This window comes from Pedobacter sp. MC2016-15, from assembly GCF_026239695.1.
In the GTDB taxonomy this organism is placed as follows: domain Bacteria; phylum Bacteroidota; class Bacteroidia; order Sphingobacteriales; family Sphingobacteriaceae; genus Pedobacter.
In genome coordinates, this window is the sequence record NZ_JAPIVS010000001.1 from 986,278 (window position 1) to 1,010,722 (window position 24,445).

Genomic DNA, 24,445 nt, shown 5'->3' on the forward strand with positions numbered 1-24,445 from the left:
CTGCGCATTTGATAAAATTTGCCAAAATGCCGGAAAACTTTGCTGAAATGAGTTTCAAAAAAATTACCACAGTAAATGATTTCGGGATTACATTTCGCAGATGAAACAGCAAAACGACAGGTTATGGAAAGTTATTCTGGAGCATTTTTTTTATGATTTCCTGCTCCTGATAGATCCTGATCTGACTGCATTCCAGATGTAAAGGAAAAGGAGCTCGTCAATTTTCTTTTTTACTATGTAAATTTTGAATTTTCAGAAACACAAGCTAAATTTGAACAGGAAATTAATTTGTTAACAAATAAGAACATCAGCAAAATGACGATTCAACAGATTGTATTGGGGCAAAGGGAACTTATTGGCAAGAGAAAAGGGATTAAAATTGGGGAAAGGAAAGCAAAAGAAGAAGTGGTTGCCAGAATGTTAGAAATGAAAATGCTCAGTGAAGAGCAAATAATTGAAATGACAGAAGTCACTCCTAAGTTGGTCGGCAGGATACGTAAAAAGCTGGAAAAGGTACACTAACACCAATCAGTGTACACGCGACAGTTATTATGTTTTTCGGCTTAATCAAGGATAATGAACTAAATCTGCCTTCACAAACACGATCTTTCCTGCTGTGAATTTGAAATCAAAAGTTCCTCCTATATTACCTTCCGAAAAATCACCAGTAAACTCAACTTCCAAATGCGCAGTTTCTTCATCACTTATCAATAGATTAACTTGCGTTGTATGGGTACGATAGCCAATGAAGTAATTTTCAAAGTATTCTCTGATGCCAGGATGCCCCTTAAATTTTCTCCCGACAGATGGATCATCTAATACCGCATCCGGTGAGTAGTATTGCAGGTATTTTTCCGTATCGAAAGCATTGCTGGCGTTGATCCATCCGCTTATCATCGTTTGTATATTCATCTTCATATATGTTTTATTGTCGATACAAAGATGATGTAACAGAAAATTCTAACCTTCACCAAAACGGAGGTATTTGTAACCGTTTTGATGATTTTCCATATTGAAAAATGCTGAAGACACTCAGGAATAAAGAGAATTCTTAAATCTTTTCGCTAACAGCCCGGTAGCTTGCTCAGGGTCTATATCAACGACAATGATTCCGGCTCTGCCGTACTCTGCCGCCAGCAAACACTGACCATTGGGGTCGACGACCGCACTTGCTGATTCAGGATATAACGAAGAATAATTGACACTTGCAAAATAGATTGTATTCTCAAGCGCCCGCATCATCATCGCTTTTTCGTAGTATGGATTGTTTTTGTGCCCCCATTCTGTAAGCTGTATTCCGCTGGTGTTGCTGCCCGTAAAGTGAGGATGAAAGACAAGCTTCGCTCCCTGTTGCGCCGCCCACCGTACTGACTCCGGATAGCGAAAGCCTTCATGACAGATCGTGATACCAAATTTCACACCATTGATCTCGAAAATCTGCCTCTGGTTGCCTGCTGCCCAAAGATTATCTTCTGAAGGGTCTAACTGGTTTTTAGTTTGATACCCCAGGATTTCTCCTTTACCAGAAACTACATATGCCAGATTATACAATTGCCCAGTGATATGCCAGTCCATAGGAACAATGATAGCCATTGAATTTTCTGCAGCAATATCACAAACCTTATCCAACGCTGATTGCAAGCTTTCCCGAGATTGGTCTTCTGGCGGATATCCCATTCCAGGGTACCCGGGAAGATAAGATTCCGGAAAGCATATAATTTCCGCCTGCTGTGCTGCTGCCTTCTTTACCATCTGTTCAAGCGTAGTTAAACCGTCATTGATACTTTTTGGAAAGGGAGGAGAAGCAAGGGCTATTTTCATAGACCGAAAATAATAATTTTCATCTTTTTGACGGTAGATATTAGCGACAAAAACGTGATTTAACCCATTTAACTCGAAATAGAATAAGCACTTCTGATAATATTCAGAGCAATTCGCTCTGATCTCTATGGGCAAAACTGCACTCAGGAATGTGCAATTTAATCGCTATTTTGCACTTTGTTTAGTGCAAAAACTATCTGATTTTGCACTAAACAAAGTGCAAAATCAATAATTTTAAAATAGGTATTGGGAATAAAGTTTCGTTATTGAGATACCATTGCTGCCCTTGCCGAGCTCGTTAAGGAAGGCAAGATCCGCTACATCGACTGGCGCAGGGCGATTATATTGCTCCTATTCCGGGTACCAAACGTGTCGACCGTCTCGAAGAAAATGTAGCTACAGACAGTATCGAGCTTAGTGCCGCGCAAATAGAGAAGCTGAACAACCTCAAACCTGCCGCAGGCGAAAGGTATGAACAAGGGGCTATGGCCTCCATTGAAAAGTAATCACACATCCCCCGGGGCAACAAGTGCAGAAACCTGAGGACCCGGGGATATGACTACACATAAAGATGTTATTTAAGCACAATTTCAAAAACTTTTTACTCTTTCCATAGTTAGCTTAATTATGATGAAGAGAGATTTCCTGACCATTGGGATTGGCGCATCTGCGGGATCGCTACAAGTGATAATAGACTTTTTTAAGGAAATACAGCCTGATATGAATGCAGCTTTTGTAGTTGTGACTCATTTATTGCGTGATCGCAGAAGTCAGCTTGATACCATATTGAGCCGTCATGCTCATATCCCGGTGGTTCGCGTAGAATCAGATACCCCCCTTTCTGCCGGGCACATTTATGTGATGGTCGAGAACACGCTTCTAACTACCGAGAATCATATCCTTCGGGTAAAACCACGTAGTACGGAGATAGTGAATAAAGCAGTGGATGTATTCCTGAGCTCACTGGCAACAGATGCCGGAGAATCCGCTGTGGCATTGATTCTTTCCGGTGGAGGCAAAGATGGCTTAACAGGATGTCAGGCTATTCACGATCATGGAGGAAAAGTGTTTGTACAGGATCCGGGAACAGCCAACGTTACGGGAATGCCCGAGGCAGTAATTGAGTTCGACCATCCGCATATGGTGGGCGACATTGTTACTCTAGCCACAGAAATTAATAAGTTAGATATAACAGTAGAATAAAGGACCCATTTATTCTGTGATAACGGTATTGATAAATTTCCTGAGATCTGAGAGAAAAAGCTCTGGTTCTTCCATCGCTGCAAAATGTCCTCCCGACGGCATTTCAGTCCAATGCACCACATGATAAGTTTTTTCTACGAATGAACGGGGAGGCGGTATAAATACCGGATCCGGAAATGCTGCCACACCCATTGGAACGGTTATCTTCGTTCCGGCAGGGAAATGATTAGACTCTTCCAACTTCTTGCCGTGATAAATCCATGTTGAGGTGACCGTAGCTGACGGCGCGATATACAACATGATGTGGTCCAGCAACTGTTGTTCCGATAACTTACTCCATACATCCGGACTCCCGTCGGCGAGCTTAGGCAGGTCGGTCCATTTACCAAACTTCTCAAATATCCATGCGGTGAGTCCAACAGGGCTATCTGCAAGGGCTACACCCAATGTCTGCGGACGCGTCTCCTGCTGGTGGTTGTAGCCTGTCTCCCAGTCGAGAATTACCTCTTCACGACTAAACCGCAGCTTTTCTTCTTCTGTTTCCGGCACAATATCCTCAGCAAAAATACTGGCCATATTGATATGAAAACCCAACAAAGCCGAAGGTTGCTGAAAAGCCATCCAGGAGGCGATATGAGCACCCCAGTCGCCACCCTGTACGATATATTTATCCTCCCCAAAAAGGCGCTGCATCAGCTGATTCATCAGTTGCCCAGCCCTTCGCGGACCAATAATTCCTGTAATCGGATTCGAAAAGGCGAATCCAGGTAAGGCAGGAATGATCACATCATAACCGTCCTCAGCGAGCGACTGAGGGATACTGCCAAATTCCAGGAAAGATCCCGGCCAGCCATGCAGCAGCAGCACTGGAGGTTTCGTACCATTGCCTTTTACATGAATAAAGTAAATCGTTTCCCCCTCAATTTCGGTGATAAACTGCGGTAGTTTATTCAGTTGCTGTTCCGTAGTGCGCCAATCGTACTGGTGCAGCCAGAAATCCACGAGACGTTTAAGATCTGCAATCCCTACTCCGGCAGTCCATCCACCGGCATCAGGCAACAGACTCCAATCATAGGCTTCAACCTTCGCTTTTATATTTGCAATATTCTCTTGTGAAATGTGGATTTGATAAGGTCTGATCTGCTCGCTCATGATAACTGATATTATCTAAATAGTTTTGTTGTATACTCCGCCGTATGTCTTTTTCTGTTCTTAAGTCGCTCGTTTACAATAAACAACACCAGCTCTTCCGATGTCAGGCTAATCAATGATAAGATATCAAAAACACCTTTTGTGGTTATTCTCAGATTCTTGGAAAGAAATTCGATTTGATTCCCATTGTAAGGCAATTTGTTATGGTTTATATATGGTGGAATTGCGAGTTTCATAGCGTCGATTTTGATATTATAACTCATACACTATGCCATTGTTTAACGATATTCGAAATTAGTGTAACAAGACTGTCAAATATGATCGAAGTCGTCACTTGTTAATTTGGAAAATAGCTGAACACAAGATTACAAGAACCCCTACCCTTGACATTAAAGATCTCAGTTCTGCCTCATATAGGCACTACAAGGAAAATACTCTTAAAACTATCTCCGCAGATACGGGTTATGTAATTATTAAAACTGAAAACCATGGAAAACAATAATGAAATTACCAGCGATCTGAAAGGATTGATCAATATCCTGAATGACGGAAAAGAAGGTTATGAATCAGCAAGTGAAACAACCGAAAGCACTGAATTGCAGGGTTTATTTTTAAAATACTCAGCACAGCGCGCAGGCTTTGCAGCGGAGCTGAAAGATCACCTCGCAGCACATGGAGGGGAATCTGACAATGAAAGCGGTGGACTTCTCGGCGTACTGCACCGCACCTGGATTGACATCAAACAGGCACTGACCAGCAAGGAAGATACGGCCATCCTCGGCGCCATTGAAACGGGCGAAAAAGCAGCTTTAGAAAAGTTTGATGCTGTGCTCGACCATCCTGAAACGCACGCTGATCACATCGCATTGCTGCAACGCCAGCGGACAGGTATCCGCGAAGCTCTCAGCGAAATCGAGACCTTTAAGCAACGTCTGGAGAATATCAATTAATCATATCATTTAGAACCATAAATATCAGGGTAGCTCATGAAGTTGCCCTGATATCTTTTCATATTATAGTAATTTATATCAATCTGTATGTTCCGAAACATATACACCTTCCGTCTGTAGCAACGCCGAGTTATCCAATGTAAAATCCTTCGAGTAAAACGCGAATAATCTTTCTGTTGATAAAGCTTCCGCGACGTACATCCCGGGAACAGCCACGAAAGCATTAAAAGCGGTATGATGATGCTGTGCTTTTTCAATTATCCCTTTTATCAATTGCTTCTTACTATAAGATGATCGAAATCCCCGGGAGAGTTGTTCCCTACCCATAAACCCAATCTTCCTTTACGAACTGCATTCAACGATTTTACTGTCAGACATGGCTGATCTGACTTATTTGTATATACTTTGATCATTTCCCCCTTCAGTTCAATCCTGACATGAAACCATTCCGCAGGATTGATCGCCGGAGAAACCTGTCCTTCATATATACCAGGAAATTCGTTCCGCAGACGCTCCCATCCATACTTATTCTCAAAGACATACTGGACCATATGACTCCGCTGTGCACTATCTGCCGAAAGAAAATTAAAGGGCCTGAAATATATCGCCTCACAGGTGTCCTTCGTTGTTCCATGAAAGGCAACACCCAAAAAACTACCCTGTTTAACATCCTTACCTCGCAAATCAATTTCGATCGTGCCCTCAGAAAATTGCACTCCCTTTAACCAGGCTACACCATATCCATCAGCTTCGGAAAGACGGACAGCACTTTTATTCAATGCAGAAACAGTTCTGTTGTCTCCCTCAATCAGTCCCTGGGATAAGAGCTTTACCAGGTCATAGCTTCGGACTTGTGCCAAACCGTTTAACCCAGGGAACACAAGGAGAAAAAGAATAAAGAAACGTGAATAACGAAGAAATGGATATATTCCTGATTTCATATTACGAGATATTTAATGACCCACTCAACTTATGTATAGACAAATATACCTTGATATTTTAAAATCATGAGCTAATTCGTCAAACATCTACCGGCACATCTCGTCTACCGTGCAAAGCCATTCTGTTTCTTTTCTTGAGTGAAAGAGTTATATTGAATAGTTGTGCGCACATAACATCATGCATATTGATGTAAGTATGCTTTTGAACAAGTTGCTGCTTTTGATGAAAGGGGTAGTTATCATGTGTGAAATTGATATATTGATTAACGTGAAGATAAAGTAATTATCAATTCTCTTTAACTTTAACCGAACCATAACCCGATATCAGGTTATCCGTTGTCACTCCCTGAATGATCAGCCGAAACTGACCAGTCAATTCTCCTGTGCTGAATTTAAGTTCCGCTTCGCCGGCTGAATTTGTCAGCAGTCCTGATTGCCAGTAGATCGTGGAGCGATGAGGGTTATTGCTCTTTTCTTCTTCAGTAACATAATATTCCTTACCATCACCTATCGCATTCATCGTCAGGCCAGAGATTTTCTTTTCTTCGGTACAGCCGTGATAGTAAACATCCTTTACTTCGAAATAGTTTCCTTCCAGATCGGTCCTTATCTGGTACATCTTTCCCGAAATTGGTTTGAACCTGTTTACACTTTTTGCATAATTGAGGTAATCATGTTCGTCAACATAATCACCACATTCATTGACCCCGGGAACACCATGATACCCATGTAGAGATCCGTTTCTATTGTTCGCTTTGATATTAACCGTTTGCAGATTGATATTGTGCTGAAGTCCTTTTAATACTTCCGATTCGGAACCAGAATTGCCAATCACCTGATTCGTATAGCCCCTATCCAACTTTTGAACCATTCTGTTATTAATCTGGAGATAGGGGTCGTTGATATTTATCTGATAGTTTCTGCCCTGCGTTCCATTGACAATCAGGTTAACTTTGTGGCCCTCTGCTGCTAGAAGTTGTTCAGTTAGCAGATCAAATGATCCATTCTGTTCAGTCTCGATGATCTTTGTGCCTTCGCCGTTCATCGCAAACACCGTAACAGGAGATTTTACAGCTTTGTTGCGGAGCTTTATATTGCCTTTGATTTGCAGCGCATCATTATGCTGAAGCGTATCCCCTGCTTTCGTATCAACAAAATCCTGCCAGGTATATCTGCGCCATCCTTTGATCAGGAGTATGTTTTCAACGTAATCTTTGTTCCCAAGACCCTGCCCTAATGGATCCGGAGGCAATTTACCCAGGTTATGATTGAGGTAAACAGAGGTTTCAATATCGGAGAGCGTTCCGCGTACTCTTGTATCCTGAACCACAGCAGCAGAAAACATCCCCTGCACAGGCCTTCCGGGATGATCAAGCATTTTTATTGTGATCTTAACACTATCATTTATATTATAACTATCTTTTTCAGAATTGATAGCAGTGCTGATAGTTTTATCATAATGCGCAAAGAACAGACGTTCTGCTAATGGTCGTCCCGATTCGTCAAGGATAGTGATCGTGCTTAATCCCTTTGGAAGTCCTTTCAGCGGAAGCCTGATCTTGCTCAATTCAGGCAAAGCCGAAGTTTTGTAATAGGCATAATCGTTTTGATAGTTATGGACTATTATTTGAACAGCTTTGCGCTGAAGACTGTAAATTCTCAGGTTTAAGGTATCATTCACCACAGCTTCCGTTAAGTGTAACTGCAGATAGTTTTGTCGGGATTTCGGCAGGTCAAACACCGTGTCTCTCAGCAAATACCCATTCGCGCGGACTTTCAGCGTATAAATACTTCCGGCATCCGGGCTCAGCATGAACCTGCCGGTGCCGTAACTATTGGTCTCGACAGTATCAATAACTTTTTCGCCCTGGATCAATAAACCGGTAACTGCGATGGGAGCTCCCTGAGCAGTCCTTGCCTCCCATGCCAGCTGACCTGGTAATCCATCTGCCAGATTACCACCTTCAGGGAAAAATCTGACCACAATGCCCATTTTATTAAGCCTCATCTTATCCTTACGCTGTACAGAATCACGTAAGCCAATCTGGTTGCCGGAGCTTTGCTGTGTGATGCTTTTAATCTCAATGGGCACCGAAAACTGCGCAACCGGAGATCCGCTGTTGTCCAGAACATTTGTATAACTTATCAGTTGATATCTTCCCGGCGGAATTGTATCCGGCAGCCTGATGCTCCCTGTGCTGTGCCCCTTTTGTATCTGAAACTTACCATCCAATTCTATCCTCCGGGAGTCTTCTCCAACCAGGAATATGCTCAACAGATGGTGATTAGCCTGATTTCGAGGTAGATTTATCAAATAAGCCGCAAACCAGATTTTTTCATTACTGGTATAAATGGATTTGTCTATGTGCAGAAATAATGATGCTGATGAATGTTTTTTGCTGTAAAAATTAAATTTCTCTTCTAAAAAAGTACTATCAATTGATTGCGCCCTCAGCGTCAGGCTTGATAATACAATCACAAGAAGCAGTAACAGCTTATACATAACGTCATCAGCAGAGGTTGGTGTCCCTTCTAACTTAAACTAATAAAATTGATAAGTAACCTATTTTACACAAAGCAGGATATGCTCGATGTGAAGCGTATCATTGCCGAGGTATCTGGTTATATCTTAAAACATTTATCTGAAAATCACAAAAAAATCACGGCTGTTCCTAAGATTTAGCTTGCTTATTCAGCATTATTGACTCAGAGCTCAATTACTTTATCAATTGATCAAAAGAAAAATCCCGCTCTCTCATTTGCAGTTCATTCTCAAGCGATGCTTTCTGTGCGGCCCTCGCATACACAAACATCTGATCTTCGTAATCGCAGATCGCATCATCAATAGATCTGAACTGGTTGCCCGTCAGGTTCTCCGACAGGATCACCGCATCCAGTAAACCTGTATTTACACCCTCTCCGGCGAAGGGCGGCATCAGGTGCGCAGCATCCCCCACAAGTGTGATAGGTAAAGGTCGTTCAGCTTTCCAGGGTTTGTCGAGCGGCAGAACTTTTGTCGTCAGGCTTACATAAGAAGATGTTGCACTAAACAGCTCCATAAAATGCGCATCCCAGCCCTTAAATCTTTCTGAAAGAAACTCAGTTACCGCAGCAGTGTCTGTGAAATCTATCGATTTCAGATCTTCAGGTTTCTTGAATATCACCCCATAACTCAGAAGATCACCATTTTTAGGGTTCGCCACCAGCAGGTTACCCTCATGCGCTGCCATCAGGCGATAACCATTACATAGCCGATAAAATTCCGGTGACCGGAGTTCCGGCTGCTGCACATCGGCCTGAATAATGAACGTACCCGTGTCAGTAACTTCAGCATCAGTCACAAAGCTCCTTACTTTGGACATCCCTCCATTTGCACAGATCACCAGATCCGCAGTCTCCGCAGGTTTCCCTTCGAATTTCAGCAACCATTTGCCCTCCTGCATTTCAAGATCCACACACTGGCGGTTCCATAGAACGGTATTGGGCTGCAGACTGTGTAAAAGCATCTGCCTCAGGTCATTCCTGTTGATCTCTGGGTTAGCATGTTCCCGTACGGAAGTCACTTCCTTTGTCATCAGGACATTGGCATTGTAGTCGGCTATAATCACCCCCATGGGTATAGATTTGGCGAAGTATTGTTCCAGCAAGCCAGCCCTTTGCATCGCCAGCTGACCGCTATGCTGATGCAGGTCGAGCGTTCCTCCCCAAACCCTTGCAGTGGCATCTTTATCGCGTTCATAAACACTCACATCTACCCCTTTTTGCTGTAAGAGACGGGCCAGGGTAAGCCCGACAGGTCCTGCGCCAATGATGGCTACTTTTTTATCAGTTAGTATCATGACTCAAAATTACAGTCGTATCATAGAATAAAATAACCATATTTGACTGAAAAATAGTCGTAAGCGACCGAAATTATGCCTGATCAAAGCGTACCTGTTATATTGGAGACCATCGCCAGATCGATGGGGACAGCGTTAAACCAAAATCGTCTAGAGATACCGGAGAAGTTTGGGAAGGGTTATTGTTCCGGCTACGTTTTCAATGAGAACATCCGTTTGCTGATCAGCGACTACGAACTTCATGATGATATTCTCGTTTCCAGTCCTCGTGATACTCCTTCCGGAAGCCTGTTATTCTTCAAGTTCCAAAACATTTTCCCGCGGGAACAGAATTCTAACAAGATGCCTACAGTGCTCATCGCGACAAGCACCATCAATACCGAAGATGTCCTCGCTATCCATAGCAATACGGAAACAATTAATATTGAAGTCGACAGCCGGTATCTGAGCGAAATTTTTGCCCCGCAGGAGCGATCACCCATCTTACAGAATCTTCTCGAACAGCGCTCCCCCCTGATTTTTGAACAACTGGTCTATCCTGGATTGCGGAAGATCGTCGATGAGATACTGAGCGAGCGGGTAACGAAAGCTTTCCAGCTATTTTTTCTACGCGTAAAGGCCGAAGAACTTATTTGCAGACTGCTGATGGAGCTGGACAAGCGTGAGGAAGTACAGCTTTATCCTTTAAAGGAACAGGATATTCAAACGCTTTACCAAATTAAGGATCAGATCCTTTCGCAGCTTAGTATCCCACCTGTCATCGCTGACCTGGCACTTCAGTATGCGATGAGCGAAACCAAACTCAAGCGATTATTCCGGCAGATTTTTGGATACAGTATCTTTAATTATTATCAATTGTTCAGGATGCAGGAAGCTGCGCGTATGCTCAAAGCACAGGAGCTTTCAGTTGCAGAGATCGGATACGCACTGGGTTTTTCGAACCTCAGCCATTTCTCAAGAGTTTTTAAAGCGTATTCTGGTTTTAATCCTAAGAAGTACAGCCGGGGCTGATTATTGAGAATTAATTGATAAGGTGACCCGCCTGACTCAGAGCGGAATTTCAAGTAAAGTGAAAAGCTTATAGAGCTCAGCTTTTGCTTGTTCGGGGGCCTCCCGATCGTAATTTCCTCTTTTAGTTGCATTAGCTACACCCATTGCGAGATGTGGTCTTAATCTTTTATAGATATCAGGATTGGTCCTGACGAAATATTTTTCAGTTTTCTCATAAGATTTTAAATGATTGGATCCTTTAAGCAAACGTCCGACAGGATCACACTCGGCAAAATATCTACCCGTATCCCTCACATGCATCAGGAACCAGAACTCCAAACATGGAGAATTAATCAAAATATAGATGTTGTCAATGCCATCGCCCTCTTCAAGATATGACTTCAGCTCTGCAGTCTTTCCCTCAGCGATAACAACATCCATGTCAACCACCCAAATGGAGAGATCATATATCTCCGCATTCGCCTTTACCACCTGGAATTGATCAAAAAGCTTTTTTTTTCTAGGCAATTCAGGCAGTATAGAAACATTTTTCAGCAACTCATTTCTCTTGAGCATTTGCAAATACCATAACTCAGTTTCGCCATCCACGATTAAAGCTACAGTCTTTCTTCCTGCTCCTTTCCTATTTCCTTTACTTCTTCCCATCTTCAATATCAAGATAATGGTCACTTACCTGAGGTACTGCGCCAAGCTTGCCTGAACGATAAGCATTAAAAACAGAAGTTGTATCACGCACAACTGAGGAGTCAAAATCACTTAACGAGTATAGCTCCATGCTGCCATCTTGCTTCTTCTCCGTAAACCAGATTGCGTCGTCCCTTAGGATATTCCTTTCAAGCAACAGTTCTCTGTAATGCGTAGTAGCAATCAGCTGCGAATCCTTAACATTGACGAGGAACAATAGTAGAAAATGCTTCAGTAAATCAGGATGAAGAGAAGATTCAAGTTCATCTATTAATGCTATTCCAGGCTTATTCAGGAGTTGCTCCAGGATTCCACTGAGCTGATAATAACGCTGTGTACCTTCGGATTCTTCATCATATGGCAAATGATAGTTGTACATTTTGTCATTCACTTTTACTGTATGCGTAAAGCCAATCTCCAACTGCTCAGCATAGTCATCATCCTGAGCCGGGGCTGACTCGGAGAGCCTGGAATTGGCATTTCTATTGATGATCTTAAGAATCTCCTTGAAAGACTCATCATAGTCAGTTTTCTTTTTTTCAAGTGCGATATCAGTAATCTTAAAATCAGCCTTTTGAAGAAAGAGCGTCAAATGATTTTTATTAATTTCCTGAAGCTCCAGGGCTTTGTTAATCGAGCTACTCAGATCACTTTTAGGAGAAATTAAATTACCCAATACATCCCGGAACCAATCCGTAACCTCCCTTAAGTCAGTAGAATCAATATTAGATCTTAAAAATCCAGCCAAAACAGGGCTGTTCCACAGGGTATTGGCCCCAAGAGTTTCTTCCTGTGACTTTTTCAGTTTTGCCTTCGCTCCAAACTTAATTTGAGAGAGCTGTTTCTCCAGATTGGTTTTGCGTTCATATAGCAAAGACTTATTAGGAGAGTAATTTTCTAGTTTTTCATAGGTTATCGCCTCCCGGGTAAAAGCTATTTGATAACTATATTTAACCATATTCCGGTAAAAGATCAGTTCAAATTCTGTGGGTTGGGCAGGGGTTTCTGTATCAAACAAAAAAGGGAAATGGTCGAGCGGATCCTGTTTTTGAAAAGGCGCCTTCAGGATAACCTGACGTAATAGGCTTAAACCTTTTAAGATTGTTGTCTTTCCTGATCCATTTGCTCCATAGATAAGTCCAAGTTTCAGAAGTCTTTCACCCGGCACCGGCTCAAATACATAATATTCTTCTAGATCTTTAGATTTTTCCGCTTCAAAAGAAAGCGTAATTTTATCTTTGACACTCCTAAAATTTCTGATGGAAATGCTTACTATCATAATTTTACATTGATTTCTGTAAGTGATTTACAAATATAAAGAATAAATCATTCTATTTTGAAGCATTATATCACATAATTATTTTTGTTATTAGGATGATCAGGCAAACGAAATCCATTTTAATCTTTATTCCAGCAAGCCAACATCAATGAGATAATGTAGAGTTAATTGATTGTTCAGTGTTATTGTAAATGATTATTTTTCTGAAAGGCAAGCTTAGCTTTATATTTTTCCTGCTCCGATTGATTAACAAGCTTGTAAGTTTTCACTCTTTCATTGCGCAATGCAGACATATCATCTTGTGCCTTTTTTGCTTCGCCGGAGTTTTGATCAAGTGTACCAGCCATCAACTGTGCTTCCCTGATATCCAGATTTTTGAGCTGCAGCAAAAGTTTATAGTAAGCAGCTGTACTTTGTTTTAATCTCTTAGCATCTGAGATTTCAGTTACCGGAAATGACTCGATTTCAGTAATTAAGGATTTTAATTGATTGGCCTGATCTGTGGCAACTTTTATAGCTGTAACTGCTTTTCTGTTTATCAGGGCCTGCAGCCGTACATCTTCCGAACTATCAGCTACAAGAATGACAAAAGCTTTTCTGTCTGCTGAATCTATCAACGTATTAAACTCCTTTGCTTTTGGAGAGTGGCAGGCAACTGCAAGAATCATCAGTACTAATAAACTTATATATTTCATGCTCGGTGTGATCAAATTAAACTTTAAATAGTAACAATACTATTCTAACATCTCAATCTCTCAAATTGTGATGTTCATAACAAAAAGTTATCAATGTAATTTATAAAACCTGTGGCGTATAACGTTCAAAAGTCTGCCAGTATTTATCTCTATAAACCTCATATTCCACTTCGAGTTGACCTTTAAATTCTCTGATAGTACGATCCACGACGCGCACAGGCTTACGGAAATCTGCACAGGCGAAACAAATCCTGCTCAGTCCGTCGGCGGTCTCAACGCTGATATGCAGAAAGCCCTCCGGAGCTTGCAATTGCTCAACGAGCTGATCTTGGAATTGATCAAGAAGTTCAGCTGTCCTGGAATCAGGCAAACCGTTATCCTCTGCCCCATTATATTTTATGGAAATCTCTATCACCCAGGGATGTGAAGCCTTGCCATCCCATTCCAGAACAGAAGAATTGACTATGGCGAAGAGCGGTTTACCATTCTCCAGCTTCCATTCGAGGCAGTTGCGACGATCATCTTCTTCCAGATAGCGTAAATCTCCATATTTCTCTACAAATTCCTTTTCACGCCAAATCAGGTAGTCCATCAGTTTGAAAATTGGTATCAGCACTGCTTTCGCATCCTCTTTTGCGATGAACTCCAGGCTGTCAATCATGGTCAGCATGTTCAGTTCCCCAAGATAATTCTCCAGAAACATTGAACCACCAATTTCAAAGTTGGAACGATCAGACTCCATGAAGTCTGAGTGAATGATGACCAGGTCTATATTATCCCGCATATTTGGGTCTTCATTTTCATAGAAAAACATGTTGTCTATGCTGAATATTTTACCGGCCATTTTGAGCATCGTCTTATCCATATCTATGGCCGGCTTCAATGAAGTAAATTTCCATCCGGGGATGCTTGGGGCCGCATCGATTATGTCCTCTATGTAAGGAATAATTTTAACCTCAGCAGCTGCTGACAAAGCCAATTCTACATTACCCTTATCGTCCACTGCCGTCATTAATAAAATCCCGTTGTGTAACTGATCCAGCATCGGGCTGAGCCTGGGGAAAAAGGCTTTGTCGATATTTTTCCCGCTCCGGATGATCTTAAAGAAAGTATGTTCATTGTGCAAGAACCAGGTCCAGAATTCTTCGTAAGTGCTAATTTTCGGCACACTGTTTTTACGGAAGATAGAAGAGATGATGCCCATTTATATTGCTTGCTTTTAGTTTGTTAAAATATAATAAGATCCTTTCAAGTATATTTTTTCCAATCACACTTCTTTGTTACCATGCTACATTACATATTAAATCTACTCGGCAGTTTCTTGTCCCAGCAAATATTGGATTATATTACTATTATTAATGCCTAACATAAATTTATAAATAAAATATAGAATTACGTTTCATTATAAAGATAATATTATCTTAACTTTAAAACACGTATATTATCAAAAATAAATATTGTACAAATGACTTACAGCAAAACGCAAATAGGATGGATCATGATTGTGTTCTTTACGCTGATTCCGTTACAGCTCACTTACGCTTATATCACATCCGGACCAGAACATTTACCTACCGAAGTATACATCTTATTGATGGCGATTATGCTTGGCGCATTGTCCACTTTTTACAAGCTAAAAGTTACAGTCGATCATGGTGTTATTCGTTTACGTTACGGACTTGGACTTCTCAACTTCCGCATTAAGCCCAGCAAGATTATTAAGGTTGACATCATCAATATTCCGTTGTATTACGGTATCGGAATACGAATGACTCCAGTGGGCTACATTTACAGCGTTAATGGATTCAAGGGTGTTCGAATCACCTATCAGGAACTTAAATCCAACAAAGAAAAAGTTGTGATTATAGGTACCAATGATCCGGAGGGATTGAAGTCTTATTTGGCACACGGCAGCACTATGTTTTAACAAAGACAGGTTGAAGAACTTAGCAGAAGCTGGAAATAATTTTCAAGGTTCGTAGCTAAAATATTCTATCCAACTATAAAGATCTAAAATGAGTTTGCCCACGTAAGTCACTGGATTGCTCTCGATAGGATTTTTACCAGTATGGTGAGCAATCAGCAGTTCTGCTCTACGTAGCGCAGCTTGTTCATCACCAATTGTGGAGACTACTTTTAATACCTTATCCTCTCCATGTACATAGACGAAATCTTCCTGCCCAATTCTTGAAGTTATCTCTGTTTGCAACATTTTATAAATTTCATGTCTACTCAACGGAAAATCAGGATTCACATCTGCAAGGTGCAGAAGTAACCATAATTCGAATGCTTCATTACTATACGCTACTTTAAATTTCTGTTGCTCTGCAAGATCGAATGCTCCTTGAAACCTTGCTATTCTGGACGCATTTAAATCTGCATCATCCTTATCAAAAACCACCCATACAACATCAACAGATCTTCCAAGTGAATCTGCCAGTCGCTGTTTTTCTTCAATCGCACGTGTGATAATTCCCAATGGATCCAGGCCCGTACCAACTGCTTCCAAATAGATCGTTTCTTTGGGTATTCTAACTTCAAACCCCTGAAAGTAAACCTTTTCTGTCTTTTGATCTTCACAAATAATAAGATACAAATATTTATATTTCCTGATACGCAAAGGGCGAGTAAGATCACCCCTCAATTCAAATCCCTGGATCTTACCACGCTTAGCCATTCAAAACACGTTTTAAGTTCGCCAATGGCCCCAGGACAGGCACTGCTCCATATCTACCTTCGATGTATCTCGTTTCTTTATCCGTATCTGGTCGTTCTTTAGTTTGTGACCCATCTGTTTCGTTGACGTAAACAAAGTCTGATAGCGAATATATTTCAGTGGATTCCCATTCATTTTTCTCAGCAAAGTAAATCTGATCCCTTCTCATCTTTGCGTAACTCAGCAGATTTGTATCATGTGTTGAAAAGATCAATTGAGCATTTTTAGGATTAGTCTCTTTGTTCAGGAATAGGTTGATGGTGTCTAGTGTTAAAAGGGGGTGCATTTTTGCTTCTATCTCATCAATTATCAATCTACCCCCAGAAGCTAGTATTCCCACTATTGGAGCTCCCATTTCCAATGCCTTTACGGAGCCGCTCGACTCACGTTCAAAATAATCCCAGCTAACCAATTTATTTGTAGGCTTGCCAGCACTATCATAATACTTATGTGAGGCCAGGACCTGATATTCGTGAGATGCAGTCCCTTGTTGAGAAAGATCATTCTTCCTAGCTTCCACATCTACTAAACCTAACTTTAGTCTCTTTAAATGATCGGTAACTTCTTTTTTTACAACGTTTCCTCCCCATACACTTTCCATTTTGCCATAAGATCCAGTATTCATACCATCGACATATAGCGTCTGCTGGAAAAATTCAAAGATTTCGTTAGCAATTTCGATATTGAGCATATCTAATGTGCCTAGAAAAAGTGCATTTTCCCGGGTGGCTTCAATAGCCGCATCGATAACCTTTTGGTTTCCTTTTAGCGCAGAGGATGGGTCAATCGTATCTTCCTCACGTCGGAAAATCTTCACCTCTCTGCCAGCACCTTTCCGAAGGAGCCATTCAGTGAGAATGTGTGTTTCATTATAGCTAAAGCCGTATCGATAACGTACTTCTTTTATACTGAATACCGCTTCAAATTCTGTCGCCATTTTCTCCCATCCATCCCTCAATAAAAATGGATCATATTTAAGTTTATCGGTCGAAGCGCGACTTGAAGAGCGCACAAGTAAAAATATAAATATACCCATCGCCTGCAGAAGATTGCTCTTACCACTGCCATTAGCCCCATAAATCGATATTAGGTTTAAGGCCTTATGACCATCAACATCAAGAATATTTTCCTGAAAGTCCTTCTGATTGTTTGCCGGTACAAGGCTCAGCACCTGTCTTTCTCCTACTGATCTATAATTCGAGACACTAAATTCTATCAACATGGCTTTTTTCGAGATTATTTCTCAAAAATACACAACTTCATATCAAATATCAAGAGTCAGAAAATAAATCTTCCTCTACCATACCACAACCAAATTATTATATTTGAAACATAGATTCCGATACAAAAATTTTGCGGCCATATGATCGCAGACGCAATAGAAAAGAAAGCAGCAACCTAAATTGACAACCTCAACAATGACTAATAACTGTTTAAACTGCAACACTGAAATCGCAGGGAAATTTTGCAGTAATTGCAGCCAATCAACATCTACTCACAGGCTATCGATAGCACACGTTTTTGAACACGATTTTATCCACGGGATATTTCATTTTGACAAAGGCTTCTTTTACACGCTGAAAGAGCTGTTTACAAGGCCTGGACACAGTATCAGGGAGTATGTACTTGGAAAGAGAACAAAACACTTCAATTATTTCGCAACGATCATCCTGCTGCTCACCATCACTTATTTCCTTAAAAAATGGGCAAAAACTGATGCGTCGATTTTCTACGATGATAAATCAAGTGTGAAAGGATTGTTCAAGGTGCTCAAAGACTACTCAAAAATCACAGTCTTCCTGCATATTCCGATTATTGCTTTCGCCAGTTATCTGCTCTTCAAAAAAAGCAGGCAAAATTATACGGAGCATCTGGTGCTCAACTTGTATCTGTTATGCGGACTCCTGGCCATCAGCCTGATCTTCCCCATCTGCATGATATTTACGGATAATACAGATTTTGCTGTTGCAGTTAACTACTTCCTGACCTTCCTCACATTTGTGTATTTCATCATTTTCTATTACCAGTATTTTTCGGTCTTCGACTTTAAGAAATCCGGATTAATCATTCGGGTGATAGTAATTTCAATCTTGTATATCATATTGAAACTAGTGATGAACAATGTGATCAATATGGTTGGTAATCATTTTTATCATTAATCACCAGGAATTTATAGCATCAAACAAAGTTTGTCCAGTATGCTATAAATTCGCTGATATTATGATAACAATTTACATTTATAGGGAAACAATAATTTTACCTACAGTTCGGCCACTGTCAATAGCCTGATGTGCTTCAGCCATTTGTTCAAATGGAAGTACTTTAGAAACATGAGCTTTTACGATGCCTTGCGACAATAATTCCGCTATCTCTTTCATGTCTTCACCACTGGACTCTACCAAATAAAAGTATGCATCAACACCCAATTCCGTGGCCTTTTGTTTTTGCTCGTCATTGAGACCAGTGGGGATACTGATTAAAGTGCCTCCTCTTTTTACCAGCGGCAGCGAGCGTATGATATTTTCAGCACCAATAGTATCAAAGGCGAAATCCACATGGCCAACGATGGTATCCAACTGATCTCCATGATAGTCTATGAACTCGTCTACTCCAAGACCTACGATGAAGTCGTGGTTTTTCTCAGAGCCGGTACCGATCACATAGGTTCCCCAGTGTTTTGCCAGTTGCACTGCAAAGTGTCCAACACCGCCTGCAGCCGCATGCACCAGAACCTTCTGAGAACTCTGAACTTTGGCTTTTTTCAGCACCTGATACGCTGTTAGTAGCGCCAGAGTTGCAGCTGCTGCTTCTTCGAAGCTGATATTTTGTGGTTTTAATGCTAAGTGTGAAGCAGGTGCCACCACATATTCGGCATAGGCTTTACCGTGTCCCGGAAAGTTAACCATTCCAAAAACTTCGTCGCCCTCTTTAAAATCTTTGACCTCAGCTCCTGCTTTTTCGACTATACCTGCGACATCCCAACCCAAAATCAGCGGACTCTCTTCCTTCAGCCTGCCATAAATACCTTTTCCCTGTCTTGTTTTAGAATCCACCGGATTAATACTTATAGCTTTCACCCTGATCAGTACTTCATCACCTGCTATCTCCGGGATAGCTATTTCCTTGATTTGTAATTGAGTCGTGTCTCCAGGCTCATTTAAGATATATGCTTTCATATTCAATTTCTTTTAAGCAAAGTTATACTGATACGAGGCATGTACTGTTGTACATAATAGCTTTAAATTGGTACAATTATGCTATGATACTAATTGAATAGTACGGTTGTGCTACAAAATGCAAATATCTATAAAAGCTACGTTCCCGGAATTTTAAATAGATGGATGATTATGATATGCGGGATCCATCCGCAAGTCCTCTCAGCATTTCAGCCAGGGCTCTGATCGACTTCGTGTTAATCTTAATGCCGTCGATGTTGATTTCTAAGATTCCAGAAACATGTCATGGACACCACAAAAATCAGGCTTCTTTCCAGATATTAAGTGCCTCCATTTTGTTTACTATATTTGAGTGTTTACTATTAGTAAACACTCAAATATAGTAAACAAAACTGATATCACAAAAGACAGAAAACACTACACATTGCTCATTATCAATCAATAAGTAGACATATATTTTATTGAAACACAATTCATACAGAGCAAAATAAAGAAGTTAAATTAAGTATAAACCTAATTATGAAACACCAGATACTCCCCTTTTCTAAACCTCTTCACTAATTTTTTAAACTGCCGGAAATACCCCGGAAACACATATACGTTTTTCCCATTGCTGTTCTGATGATAGCTCTGGCAACCGGAAAGCCATACAGTATCCTGAAACCTTCGATGCAAATCATCCATATATGTATTCTGCACCTCCGGCCTTAAGTCCAGATAACTTCTTTTACCGGCAAGCTCAATCTGATCGATATACTTTACGATATAGCTGGCCTGGGCTTCCATGAGTAACAGGGAAGAGTTGAATCCGGATGCCGTATTTGGTCCTGATACAAAGGCCAGGTTAGGGAAACCACTGGTGATCATCCCTTTATAACATTGAGCATCGTTAGCCCTCCACAGATTCCTCAGGTTCTGCCCTTTCAGGCCGATGATATTAATTTTGAAATTAAAATCTGCCACCTCGAAGCCTGTAGCCATGATCACCGCATCAAGTTTGTATTCTTTGCCGGCTATCGTTTTGATACCATCAGCAGTAAAACTATCAATCTGATCCACCTCAAGATCAACATTTGCCCGGTTAAATACCGGATAATAATCGTCAGATCTCATCACCCGTTTACATCCAACGTTGTAGTCTGGAGTGAGTTTTTTGATCATATCGGGGTCGTAAATTGCCTTTACCATATTTTTGAGAAACACGTAACTAAACAACCTGTTTATCCATTTCGGCCCAACAAATGCCGATCCCAGGAGTTCATTTTTCCGGTAATACAAAAAGCGTTTCAGTCTGAGCAGGAAAGGATATTTTTTAAACCTGCTCTGATCTGCAGTGGTGTAATTGATATTATGCCTGAAGGTGATCCATGGAGCACTACGCTGAAAAACCGTCAGGTACTTTACCATATGAATGATGGAAGGAATAATCTGGACTGCACTGGCCCCCGTTCCTACCACCCCCACCCTTTTATTATTCAGCTGATAAAAAGAATCCCAATTTGCAGAGTGCATAATCTTGCCTTTAAACTGATCAGCGTTCTTAAAGAAAGGAATTTTAGGCCGGATTAATTTGCCCAGGGCTACAATCAAAACTTTCACTCTGATTGTCTGATTAAACCCGTCTCTCAACAACCAATGCCCATGTTCCGGAATAAAGATCGCTTCAACAATGTCAGTGTTAAACTTTATATGTTCTCTGATAGCATTCTTATCAATTACGTTATTGATATAATCATAAATCTCAGACTGCGTAGCATATAAGCTTTCCCAGTTTGGATTGAGTTCATCCAAGAAAGAATATACGTGTGAGACTACATCACAGCGGCATCCCGGATAAACGTTGTCTCTCCATATGCCACCTGCCTCCGCAGATTTCTCAAATATCACATATGAGTCCTTACCAGCTTTTTTTAATTGCAATGCAGCTGCTATACCTGCCAGACCGGATCCAATGATCCCAATTTGAAAGTCTATTTCCATGATTCGAAAGTAGGACTCTGCTCAAGCCACTACAATCACCAAAATCGGGGAATACCCAAAAACAGAATCTCAAGATTGTGGAAAAAACGTCAAAAAATAATAACAAATACTAATATTTTTAGTTTCATATTTGCATACAAACTTATTATATGGATTTAGCACTTTCAGATAGAAGAAAATTACCACCCATGTTAATGGAATGGGTAAACAAGAGCAGGATTAAGGAACACCTTCCTGATAACTGTTATTTCATCATGTTGCTTGGTAATACCTTAGAGTTTCACCTGTCGCATTTAAGTGAGGGATATCAGAATAAACATATCATACCTGATATACAGTCATATTCATTAACTCTATACAATCATCTTTTACCAATTATCAAACAATGGTGTATGATATGTAATCTCAATAATATTGAATTGCAGCTGAGATTCAGGTGCGGGCAGCACCGATATTCTACCTCCAGAACATTGTTTATCAAAAAAGACGACAAAGAGTACAGAGAATATCTGGCAAATAAATCAACTTAAAAAAACATTTGTAAAAAAGTATTTTGAGACAATTCTATTGAAATACTAATAATATTAGTATAATTTTATCTTATGGGCTATCAGGAAGATCAAAAAGCAGTACACTTCACTAATATCAATATTTTGGTAAAGGAAGCATTGCGTCACAAATGCTGGATCTATAACACAGCTACCAAAAGCTGGTATTCGCCAGAAGAGTTTATGATTAAATATGAGCACTCCACTTACGGTCAACAATGGTTTGCGGATTTCAAAATCATGAACCCTATGGCGGGACTCAAAGCTGCAGAAATACAGGCGCAGAAACTCAATGAGAAAAAGCTCGCTTTTCAGCAGCGTGTATTTGAGTACTATCAAAACAAACTTAAATAGATATTCCCTGTTTCTAATTTATGGAACAGTATCACTATAAAATCGACAATAAAGGCAAGATTGAAGATCTCATCATTTACAGTCCGCATGACGAAGATGAACGGTACCGCGTGGAACTTGAAGGCGCAACGATAGGGTATCTGTACTATTCTCAGATGGATAATGATCTGGCACGCCCTACCTGGGAAGGGAGCACACCTTCACTGAGTTTAATTGCCGCAGAACTGGGAAGGTTTATTGAAAGTTCGGATATGTAATTCATCTTGTTTCCCAAATCCCCCAATGATTTCAAGCCAAATTCTTTTGTGGATGTTGTAAAGGAAGCTACATTTGAAGCCATATATAATGATCATGGTTTTCAAAAATGATTCCAACGAGTTTATCAGCCTCAGCGAGCTGAATGAAACCAATAAAAATATTGTTCTTGATTCAGGTGCAACCGATAAAACTTTCATCTGGAATACCAGTGACATTTTAAAAATCGTTATTGATAAGATACCCTATGAGCTCTCAAAGGGCGGGATTATCTTTCTAACAGAGTTTCATCATATTGACCATATCGAACTTGAAAGTGCCAGAATGGTTCGGTTTAACAAGTCATTTTTCTGCATGATCGACCAGGATAAACAGGTAGGCAGTAAAGGGCTGTTGTTTTACGGGGCAACACATGTACCCATAGTGATACTTGATCCTTTGTCCACTGAAGATTTTGAAGTGACATGGACTATTTTTAAACATGAAATGCAGCGTACTGACATCCTGCAGAAAGAAATGCTGGAAACCTTGCTGAAGAGAATGCTCATTCTTTCTGTGAGAATATTACGAAATTCCACCTACTTACATCAGCTTGAAAAGCGTCAGATAGAATTGATCAGGGAGTTTAATTATTTGGTAGAAAATCATTTCTGTGAACATCACGACGTCGCATTTTATGCCTCCGCATTAAACAAATCGCCCAAAACACTATCAAATACCTTTCTTAATTATAACCGGTCTCCACTGCATATCATTCACGACAGGATTCTTATCCACGCAAAAAGACAGATCAGCTATACCAGTCTGTCCGTCAAAGAAATTGCATACCAGCTGGGCTATAATGATATACAAACCTTCAGCAGATTTTTTAAAAAATGCGAAGGTATATCCCCTTCGCAATACCGCGACAAGCACGCTATCTGAAGTCCTGGATCCTCCGGTAAATAGGGAAGAATAGCTAATACTCCGGGAAAATTTGTCTAACATCCCTATAGCCTATTGCGCCACTTTTGCTGCATCAATTTAAAAGCAACATCATGAAGAGCACAAAAGTCAGATTACAAAGGTTAGGCTGGTCTGGAGTAGAAATTGAATATAAAGGTGAAACCCTCCTGATCGATTATATTCAAAACACCACACAACTGGCAATTTTACGCAGTCCCGATGAACCCTTCCCACTGTCATCAAAACCTGGCAGCGCATCAGCGGCATTGGTAACCCATCTCCATTCGGATCATGCTGATCCCTCTGCGCTATTTTTAGCACTCCGCACCGGAGCACCCGTTCTACGCCCTGCAGCTGCATCGGGCACAATGGCAGACCTTGCGTTAACAGCACATGCTGAATCAGAATTTCAGAAGCATCCCCTGGTAACTGCAGTTGTAGGAGAATGGGAAGAGCAGAACATTGGTCCCTTTAAAATATCTTCAGCTCCGGCAGTTGATGGATTTGGCGACCCGCAGCTAAGCTGGATCGTTGAATGCGGAGGGCATAGAATTATCCATGCCGGTGATACTTTATTCCATGGTTTCTGGTGGCGTATTGCCAACAAGTTCGGTCCTTTCGACATTGCTTTTCTGCCTATCAATGCTCCCGTAGTCGATTTTCCGGCTCTACGTCCAATGAGTCCGCTCGAGGCCGTAATGAGCCCTGAGCAGGCAGCGGTTGCAGCACATCTCATCGGTGCCAGGTCGGTAGTACCAATCCACTATCATTCTATGAATAAACCTCCAATATATATTGAAACCCCTGATCCGGCCGAGCGCCTGCAAAAGCAACTGGAAAATTTTAGCATTGACCTCCAACTTCATCAGCCAGGCACCTGGTTTGAGCCCTCTTAA

General features: G+C 41.0%; 24 protein-coding genes. 10 read left to right on the plus strand and 14 right to left on the minus strand.

All coding sequences use genetic code 11. The annotated features are described in order from the left end of the window. Positions 1-315: 315 nt before the first annotated feature. Complete coding sequence (locus OQY15_RS04350) at positions 316-522, plus strand: hypothetical protein (RefSeq protein ID WP_265788180.1); 207 nt, start codon at positions 316-318, stop codon at positions 520-522. A gap of 45 nt (positions 523-567) precedes the next feature. Here OQY15_RS04350 and OQY15_RS04355 read toward each other — a convergent pair whose 3' ends face one another. Then, positions 568-918, minus strand: coding sequence for a nuclear transport factor 2 family protein (locus OQY15_RS04355; protein WP_265788182.1), 351 nt, complete (start codon positions 916-918; stop codon positions 568-570). A 114-nt stretch (positions 919-1,032) separates the two neighbouring features. Beyond that, on the minus strand, positions 1,033-1,821 hold the full coding sequence (locus OQY15_RS04360; RefSeq protein WP_265788184.1) for a carbon-nitrogen hydrolase family protein: 789 nt from the start codon (positions 1,819-1,821) through the stop codon (positions 1,033-1,035). Between the two features lie 627 nt (positions 1,822-2,448). Here OQY15_RS04360 and OQY15_RS04365 point away from each other — a divergent pair. Further along, positions 2,449-3,024 carry a chemotaxis protein CheB gene (locus OQY15_RS04365; RefSeq protein WP_265788186.1) on the plus strand — a complete coding sequence of 192 codons (576 nt, stop codon included), beginning with the start codon at positions 2,449-2,451 and terminating at the stop codon, positions 3,022-3,024. Between the two features lie 9 nt (positions 3,025-3,033). Here OQY15_RS04365 and OQY15_RS04370 read toward each other — a convergent pair whose 3' ends face one another. Next, positions 3,034-4,176 (minus strand): epoxide hydrolase family protein, encoded by a 1,143-nt coding sequence (locus OQY15_RS04370; protein ID WP_265788189.1) that lies wholly within the window; start codon positions 4,174-4,176, stop codon positions 3,034-3,036. Between the two features lie 488 nt (positions 4,177-4,664). Here OQY15_RS04370 and OQY15_RS04375 point away from each other — a divergent pair, with 488 nt between their 5' ends. Then, on the plus strand, positions 4,665-5,126 hold the full coding sequence (locus OQY15_RS04375; RefSeq protein WP_265788191.1) for a PA2169 family four-helix-bundle protein: 462 nt from the start codon (positions 4,665-4,667) through the stop codon (positions 5,124-5,126). A gap of 269 nt (positions 5,127-5,395) precedes the next feature. Here the strand turns inward: OQY15_RS04375 and OQY15_RS04380 are convergent, their stop codons facing one another. From OQY15_RS04380 to OQY15_RS04390, 3 genes are all read right to left on the minus strand, one after another. Continuing rightward, the gene (locus OQY15_RS04380) at positions 5,396-6,067 is read right to left on the minus strand and encodes a hypothetical protein (protein WP_265788193.1); all 672 of its coding nucleotides are present in this window, start codon (positions 6,065-6,067) and stop codon (positions 5,396-5,398) included. Between the two features lie 286 nt (positions 6,068-6,353). Continuing rightward, complete coding sequence (locus OQY15_RS04385; RefSeq protein ID WP_265788195.1) at positions 6,354-8,342, minus strand: hypothetical protein; 1,989 nt, start codon at positions 8,340-8,342, stop codon at positions 6,354-6,356. Between the two features lie 442 nt (positions 8,343-8,784). Beyond that, positions 8,785-9,906 (minus strand): NAD(P)/FAD-dependent oxidoreductase, encoded by a 1,122-nt coding sequence (locus OQY15_RS04390; protein WP_265788197.1) that lies wholly within the window; start codon positions 9,904-9,906, stop codon positions 8,785-8,787. 75 nt (positions 9,907-9,981) lie between these two features. On the opposite strand from OQY15_RS04390, the gene OQY15_RS04395 reads away from it, so the two are divergent. Beyond that, positions 9,982-10,917, plus strand: coding sequence for an AraC family transcriptional regulator (locus OQY15_RS04395; RefSeq protein WP_265788200.1), 936 nt, complete (start codon positions 9,982-9,984; stop codon positions 10,915-10,917). Between the two features lie 36 nt (positions 10,918-10,953). Here OQY15_RS04395 and OQY15_RS04400 read toward each other — a convergent pair whose 3' ends face one another. The 4 genes from OQY15_RS04400 to OQY15_RS04415 form a co-directional block, all read right to left on the minus strand. Continuing rightward, complete coding sequence (locus OQY15_RS04400) at positions 10,954-11,562, minus strand: RloB domain-containing protein (RefSeq protein WP_265788206.1); 609 nt, start codon at positions 11,560-11,562, stop codon at positions 10,954-10,956. Continuing rightward, positions 11,549-12,880 (minus strand): ATP-binding protein, encoded by a 1,332-nt coding sequence (locus OQY15_RS04405; protein WP_265788208.1) that lies wholly within the window; start codon positions 12,878-12,880, stop codon positions 11,549-11,551. Before OQY15_RS04405 ends, OQY15_RS04400 begins: the two co-directional genes overlap by 14 nt. Before the next feature lie 182 nt (positions 12,881-13,062). Beyond that, positions 13,063-13,575 carry a hypothetical protein gene (locus tag OQY15_RS04410; protein WP_265788210.1) on the minus strand — a complete coding sequence of 171 codons (513 nt, stop codon included), beginning with the start codon at positions 13,573-13,575 and terminating at the stop codon, positions 13,063-13,065. A gap of 100 nt (positions 13,576-13,675) precedes the next feature. Next, positions 13,676-14,779, minus strand: a complete 1,104-nt coding sequence (locus tag OQY15_RS04415) for a DUF695 domain-containing protein (protein ID WP_265788213.1) — start codon at positions 14,777-14,779, stop codon at positions 13,676-13,678. A gap of 261 nt (positions 14,780-15,040) precedes the next feature. Between OQY15_RS04415 and OQY15_RS04420 the strand changes: the two genes are divergently transcribed. After that, positions 15,041-15,502, plus strand: coding sequence for a hypothetical protein (locus tag OQY15_RS04420; RefSeq protein ID WP_265788215.1), 462 nt, complete (start codon positions 15,041-15,043; stop codon positions 15,500-15,502). A 42-nt stretch (positions 15,503-15,544) separates the two neighbouring features. On the opposite strand, the gene OQY15_RS04425 is transcribed toward OQY15_RS04420, so the two are convergent. After that, complete coding sequence (locus OQY15_RS04425; RefSeq protein ID WP_265788217.1) at positions 15,545-16,252, minus strand: RloB family protein; 708 nt, start codon at positions 16,250-16,252, stop codon at positions 15,545-15,547. Then, positions 16,245-17,513: an ATP-binding protein gene (locus tag OQY15_RS04430; RefSeq protein WP_265788219.1), complete on the minus strand. Its 1,269-nt coding sequence runs from the start codon at positions 17,511-17,513 to the stop codon at positions 16,245-16,247. Before OQY15_RS04430 ends, OQY15_RS04425 begins: the two co-directional genes overlap by 8 nt. Before the next feature lie 196 nt (positions 17,514-17,709). Between OQY15_RS04430 and OQY15_RS04435 the strand changes: the two genes are divergently transcribed. Then, positions 17,710-18,450, plus strand: a complete 741-nt coding sequence (locus OQY15_RS04435) for a DUF3667 domain-containing protein (protein WP_265788221.1) — start codon at positions 17,710-17,712, stop codon at positions 18,448-18,450. Positions 18,451-18,528: 78 nt separating this feature from the next. Here OQY15_RS04435 and OQY15_RS04440 read toward each other — a convergent pair whose 3' ends face one another. Together OQY15_RS04440 and OQY15_RS04445 are read right to left on the minus strand one after the other, a co-directional pair. Continuing rightward, a complete protein-coding gene (locus tag OQY15_RS04440; protein WP_265788223.1) occupies positions 18,529-19,467 on the minus strand; it encodes an NADP-dependent oxidoreductase in 939 nt (312 codons plus the stop codon). A 513-nt stretch (positions 19,468-19,980) separates the two neighbouring features. Next, on the minus strand, positions 19,981-21,447 hold the full coding sequence (locus OQY15_RS04445) for an NAD(P)/FAD-dependent oxidoreductase (RefSeq protein WP_265788226.1): 1,467 nt from the start codon (positions 21,445-21,447) through the stop codon (positions 19,981-19,983). Positions 21,448-22,049: 602 nt separating this feature from the next. Here OQY15_RS04445 and OQY15_RS04450 point away from each other — a divergent pair. From OQY15_RS04450 to OQY15_RS04465, 4 genes are all read left to right on the plus strand, one after another. Beyond that, positions 22,050-22,349 (plus strand): hypothetical protein, encoded by a 300-nt coding sequence (locus OQY15_RS04450; RefSeq protein WP_265788228.1) that lies wholly within the window; start codon positions 22,050-22,052, stop codon positions 22,347-22,349. 20 nt (positions 22,350-22,369) lie between these two features. Further along, positions 22,370-22,606: a hypothetical protein gene (locus tag OQY15_RS04455; RefSeq protein ID WP_265788230.1), complete on the plus strand. Its 237-nt coding sequence runs from the start codon at positions 22,370-22,372 to the stop codon at positions 22,604-22,606. Positions 22,607-22,700: 94 nt separating this feature from the next. Beyond that, a complete protein-coding gene (locus OQY15_RS04460) occupies positions 22,701-23,528 on the plus strand; it encodes a helix-turn-helix domain-containing protein (RefSeq protein WP_265788232.1) in 828 nt (275 codons plus the stop codon). A gap of 113 nt (positions 23,529-23,641) precedes the next feature. Next, on the plus strand, positions 23,642-24,445 hold the full coding sequence (locus tag OQY15_RS04465) for an MBL fold metallo-hydrolase (RefSeq protein WP_265788234.1): 804 nt from the start codon (positions 23,642-23,644) through the stop codon (positions 24,443-24,445).

Coding starts and splice junctions, on each gene's coding strand:
- OQY15_RS04350 (WP_265788180.1), top strand. CDS start 316: ATGACGATTCAACAGATTGTATTGGGGCAAAGGGAACTTATTGGCAAG.
- OQY15_RS04355 (WP_265788182.1), bottom strand. CDS start 918: ATGAAGATGAATATACAAACGATGATAAGCGGATGGATCAACGCCAGC.
- OQY15_RS04360 (WP_265788184.1), bottom strand. CDS start 1,821: ATGAAAATAGCCCTTGCTTCTCCTCCCTTTCCAAAAAGTATCAATGAC.
- OQY15_RS04365 (WP_265788186.1), top strand. CDS start 2,449: ATGATGAAGAGAGATTTCCTGACCATTGGGATTGGCGCATCTGCGGGA.
- OQY15_RS04370 (WP_265788189.1), bottom strand. CDS start 4,176: ATGAGCGAGCAGATCAGACCTTATCAAATCCACATTTCACAAGAGAAT.
- OQY15_RS04375 (WP_265788191.1), top strand. CDS start 4,665: ATGGAAAACAATAATGAAATTACCAGCGATCTGAAAGGATTGATCAAT.
- OQY15_RS04380 (WP_265788193.1), bottom strand. CDS start 6,067: ATGAAATCAGGAATATATCCATTTCTTCGTTATTCACGTTTCTTTATT.
- OQY15_RS04390 (WP_265788197.1), bottom strand. CDS start 9,906: ATGATACTAACTGATAAAAAAGTAGCCATCATTGGCGCAGGACCTGTC.
- OQY15_RS04395 (WP_265788200.1), top strand. CDS start 9,982: ATGCCTGATCAAAGCGTACCTGTTATATTGGAGACCATCGCCAGATCG.
- OQY15_RS04400 (WP_265788206.1), bottom strand. CDS start 11,562: ATGGGAAGAAGTAAAGGAAATAGGAAAGGAGCAGGAAGAAAGACTGTA.
- OQY15_RS04405 (WP_265788208.1), bottom strand. CDS start 12,880: ATGATAGTAAGCATTTCCATCAGAAATTTTAGGAGTGTCAAAGATAAA.
- OQY15_RS04410 (WP_265788210.1), bottom strand. CDS start 13,575: ATGAAATATATAAGTTTATTAGTACTGATGATTCTTGCAGTTGCCTGC.
- OQY15_RS04415 (WP_265788213.1), bottom strand. CDS start 14,779: ATGGGCATCATCTCTTCTATCTTCCGTAAAAACAGTGTGCCGAAAATT.
- OQY15_RS04420 (WP_265788215.1), top strand. CDS start 15,041: ATGACTTACAGCAAAACGCAAATAGGATGGATCATGATTGTGTTCTTT.
- OQY15_RS04425 (WP_265788217.1), bottom strand. CDS start 16,252: ATGGCTAAGCGTGGTAAGATCCAGGGATTTGAATTGAGGGGTGATCTT.
- OQY15_RS04430 (WP_265788219.1), bottom strand. CDS start 17,513: ATGTTGATAGAATTTAGTGTCTCGAATTATAGATCAGTAGGAGAAAGA.
- OQY15_RS04435 (WP_265788221.1), top strand. CDS start 17,710: ATGACTAATAACTGTTTAAACTGCAACACTGAAATCGCAGGGAAATTT.
- OQY15_RS04440 (WP_265788223.1), bottom strand. CDS start 19,467: ATGAAAGCATATATCTTAAATGAGCCTGGAGACACGACTCAATTACAA.
- OQY15_RS04445 (WP_265788226.1), bottom strand. CDS start 21,447: ATGGAAATAGACTTTCAAATTGGGATCATTGGATCCGGTCTGGCAGGT.
- OQY15_RS04450 (WP_265788228.1), top strand. CDS start 22,050: ATGGGCTATCAGGAAGATCAAAAAGCAGTACACTTCACTAATATCAAT.
- OQY15_RS04455 (WP_265788230.1), top strand. CDS start 22,370: ATGGAACAGTATCACTATAAAATCGACAATAAAGGCAAGATTGAAGAT.
- OQY15_RS04460 (WP_265788232.1), top strand. CDS start 22,701: ATGGTTTTCAAAAATGATTCCAACGAGTTTATCAGCCTCAGCGAGCTG.
- OQY15_RS04465 (WP_265788234.1), top strand. CDS start 23,642: ATGAAGAGCACAAAAGTCAGATTACAAAGGTTAGGCTGGTCTGGAGTA.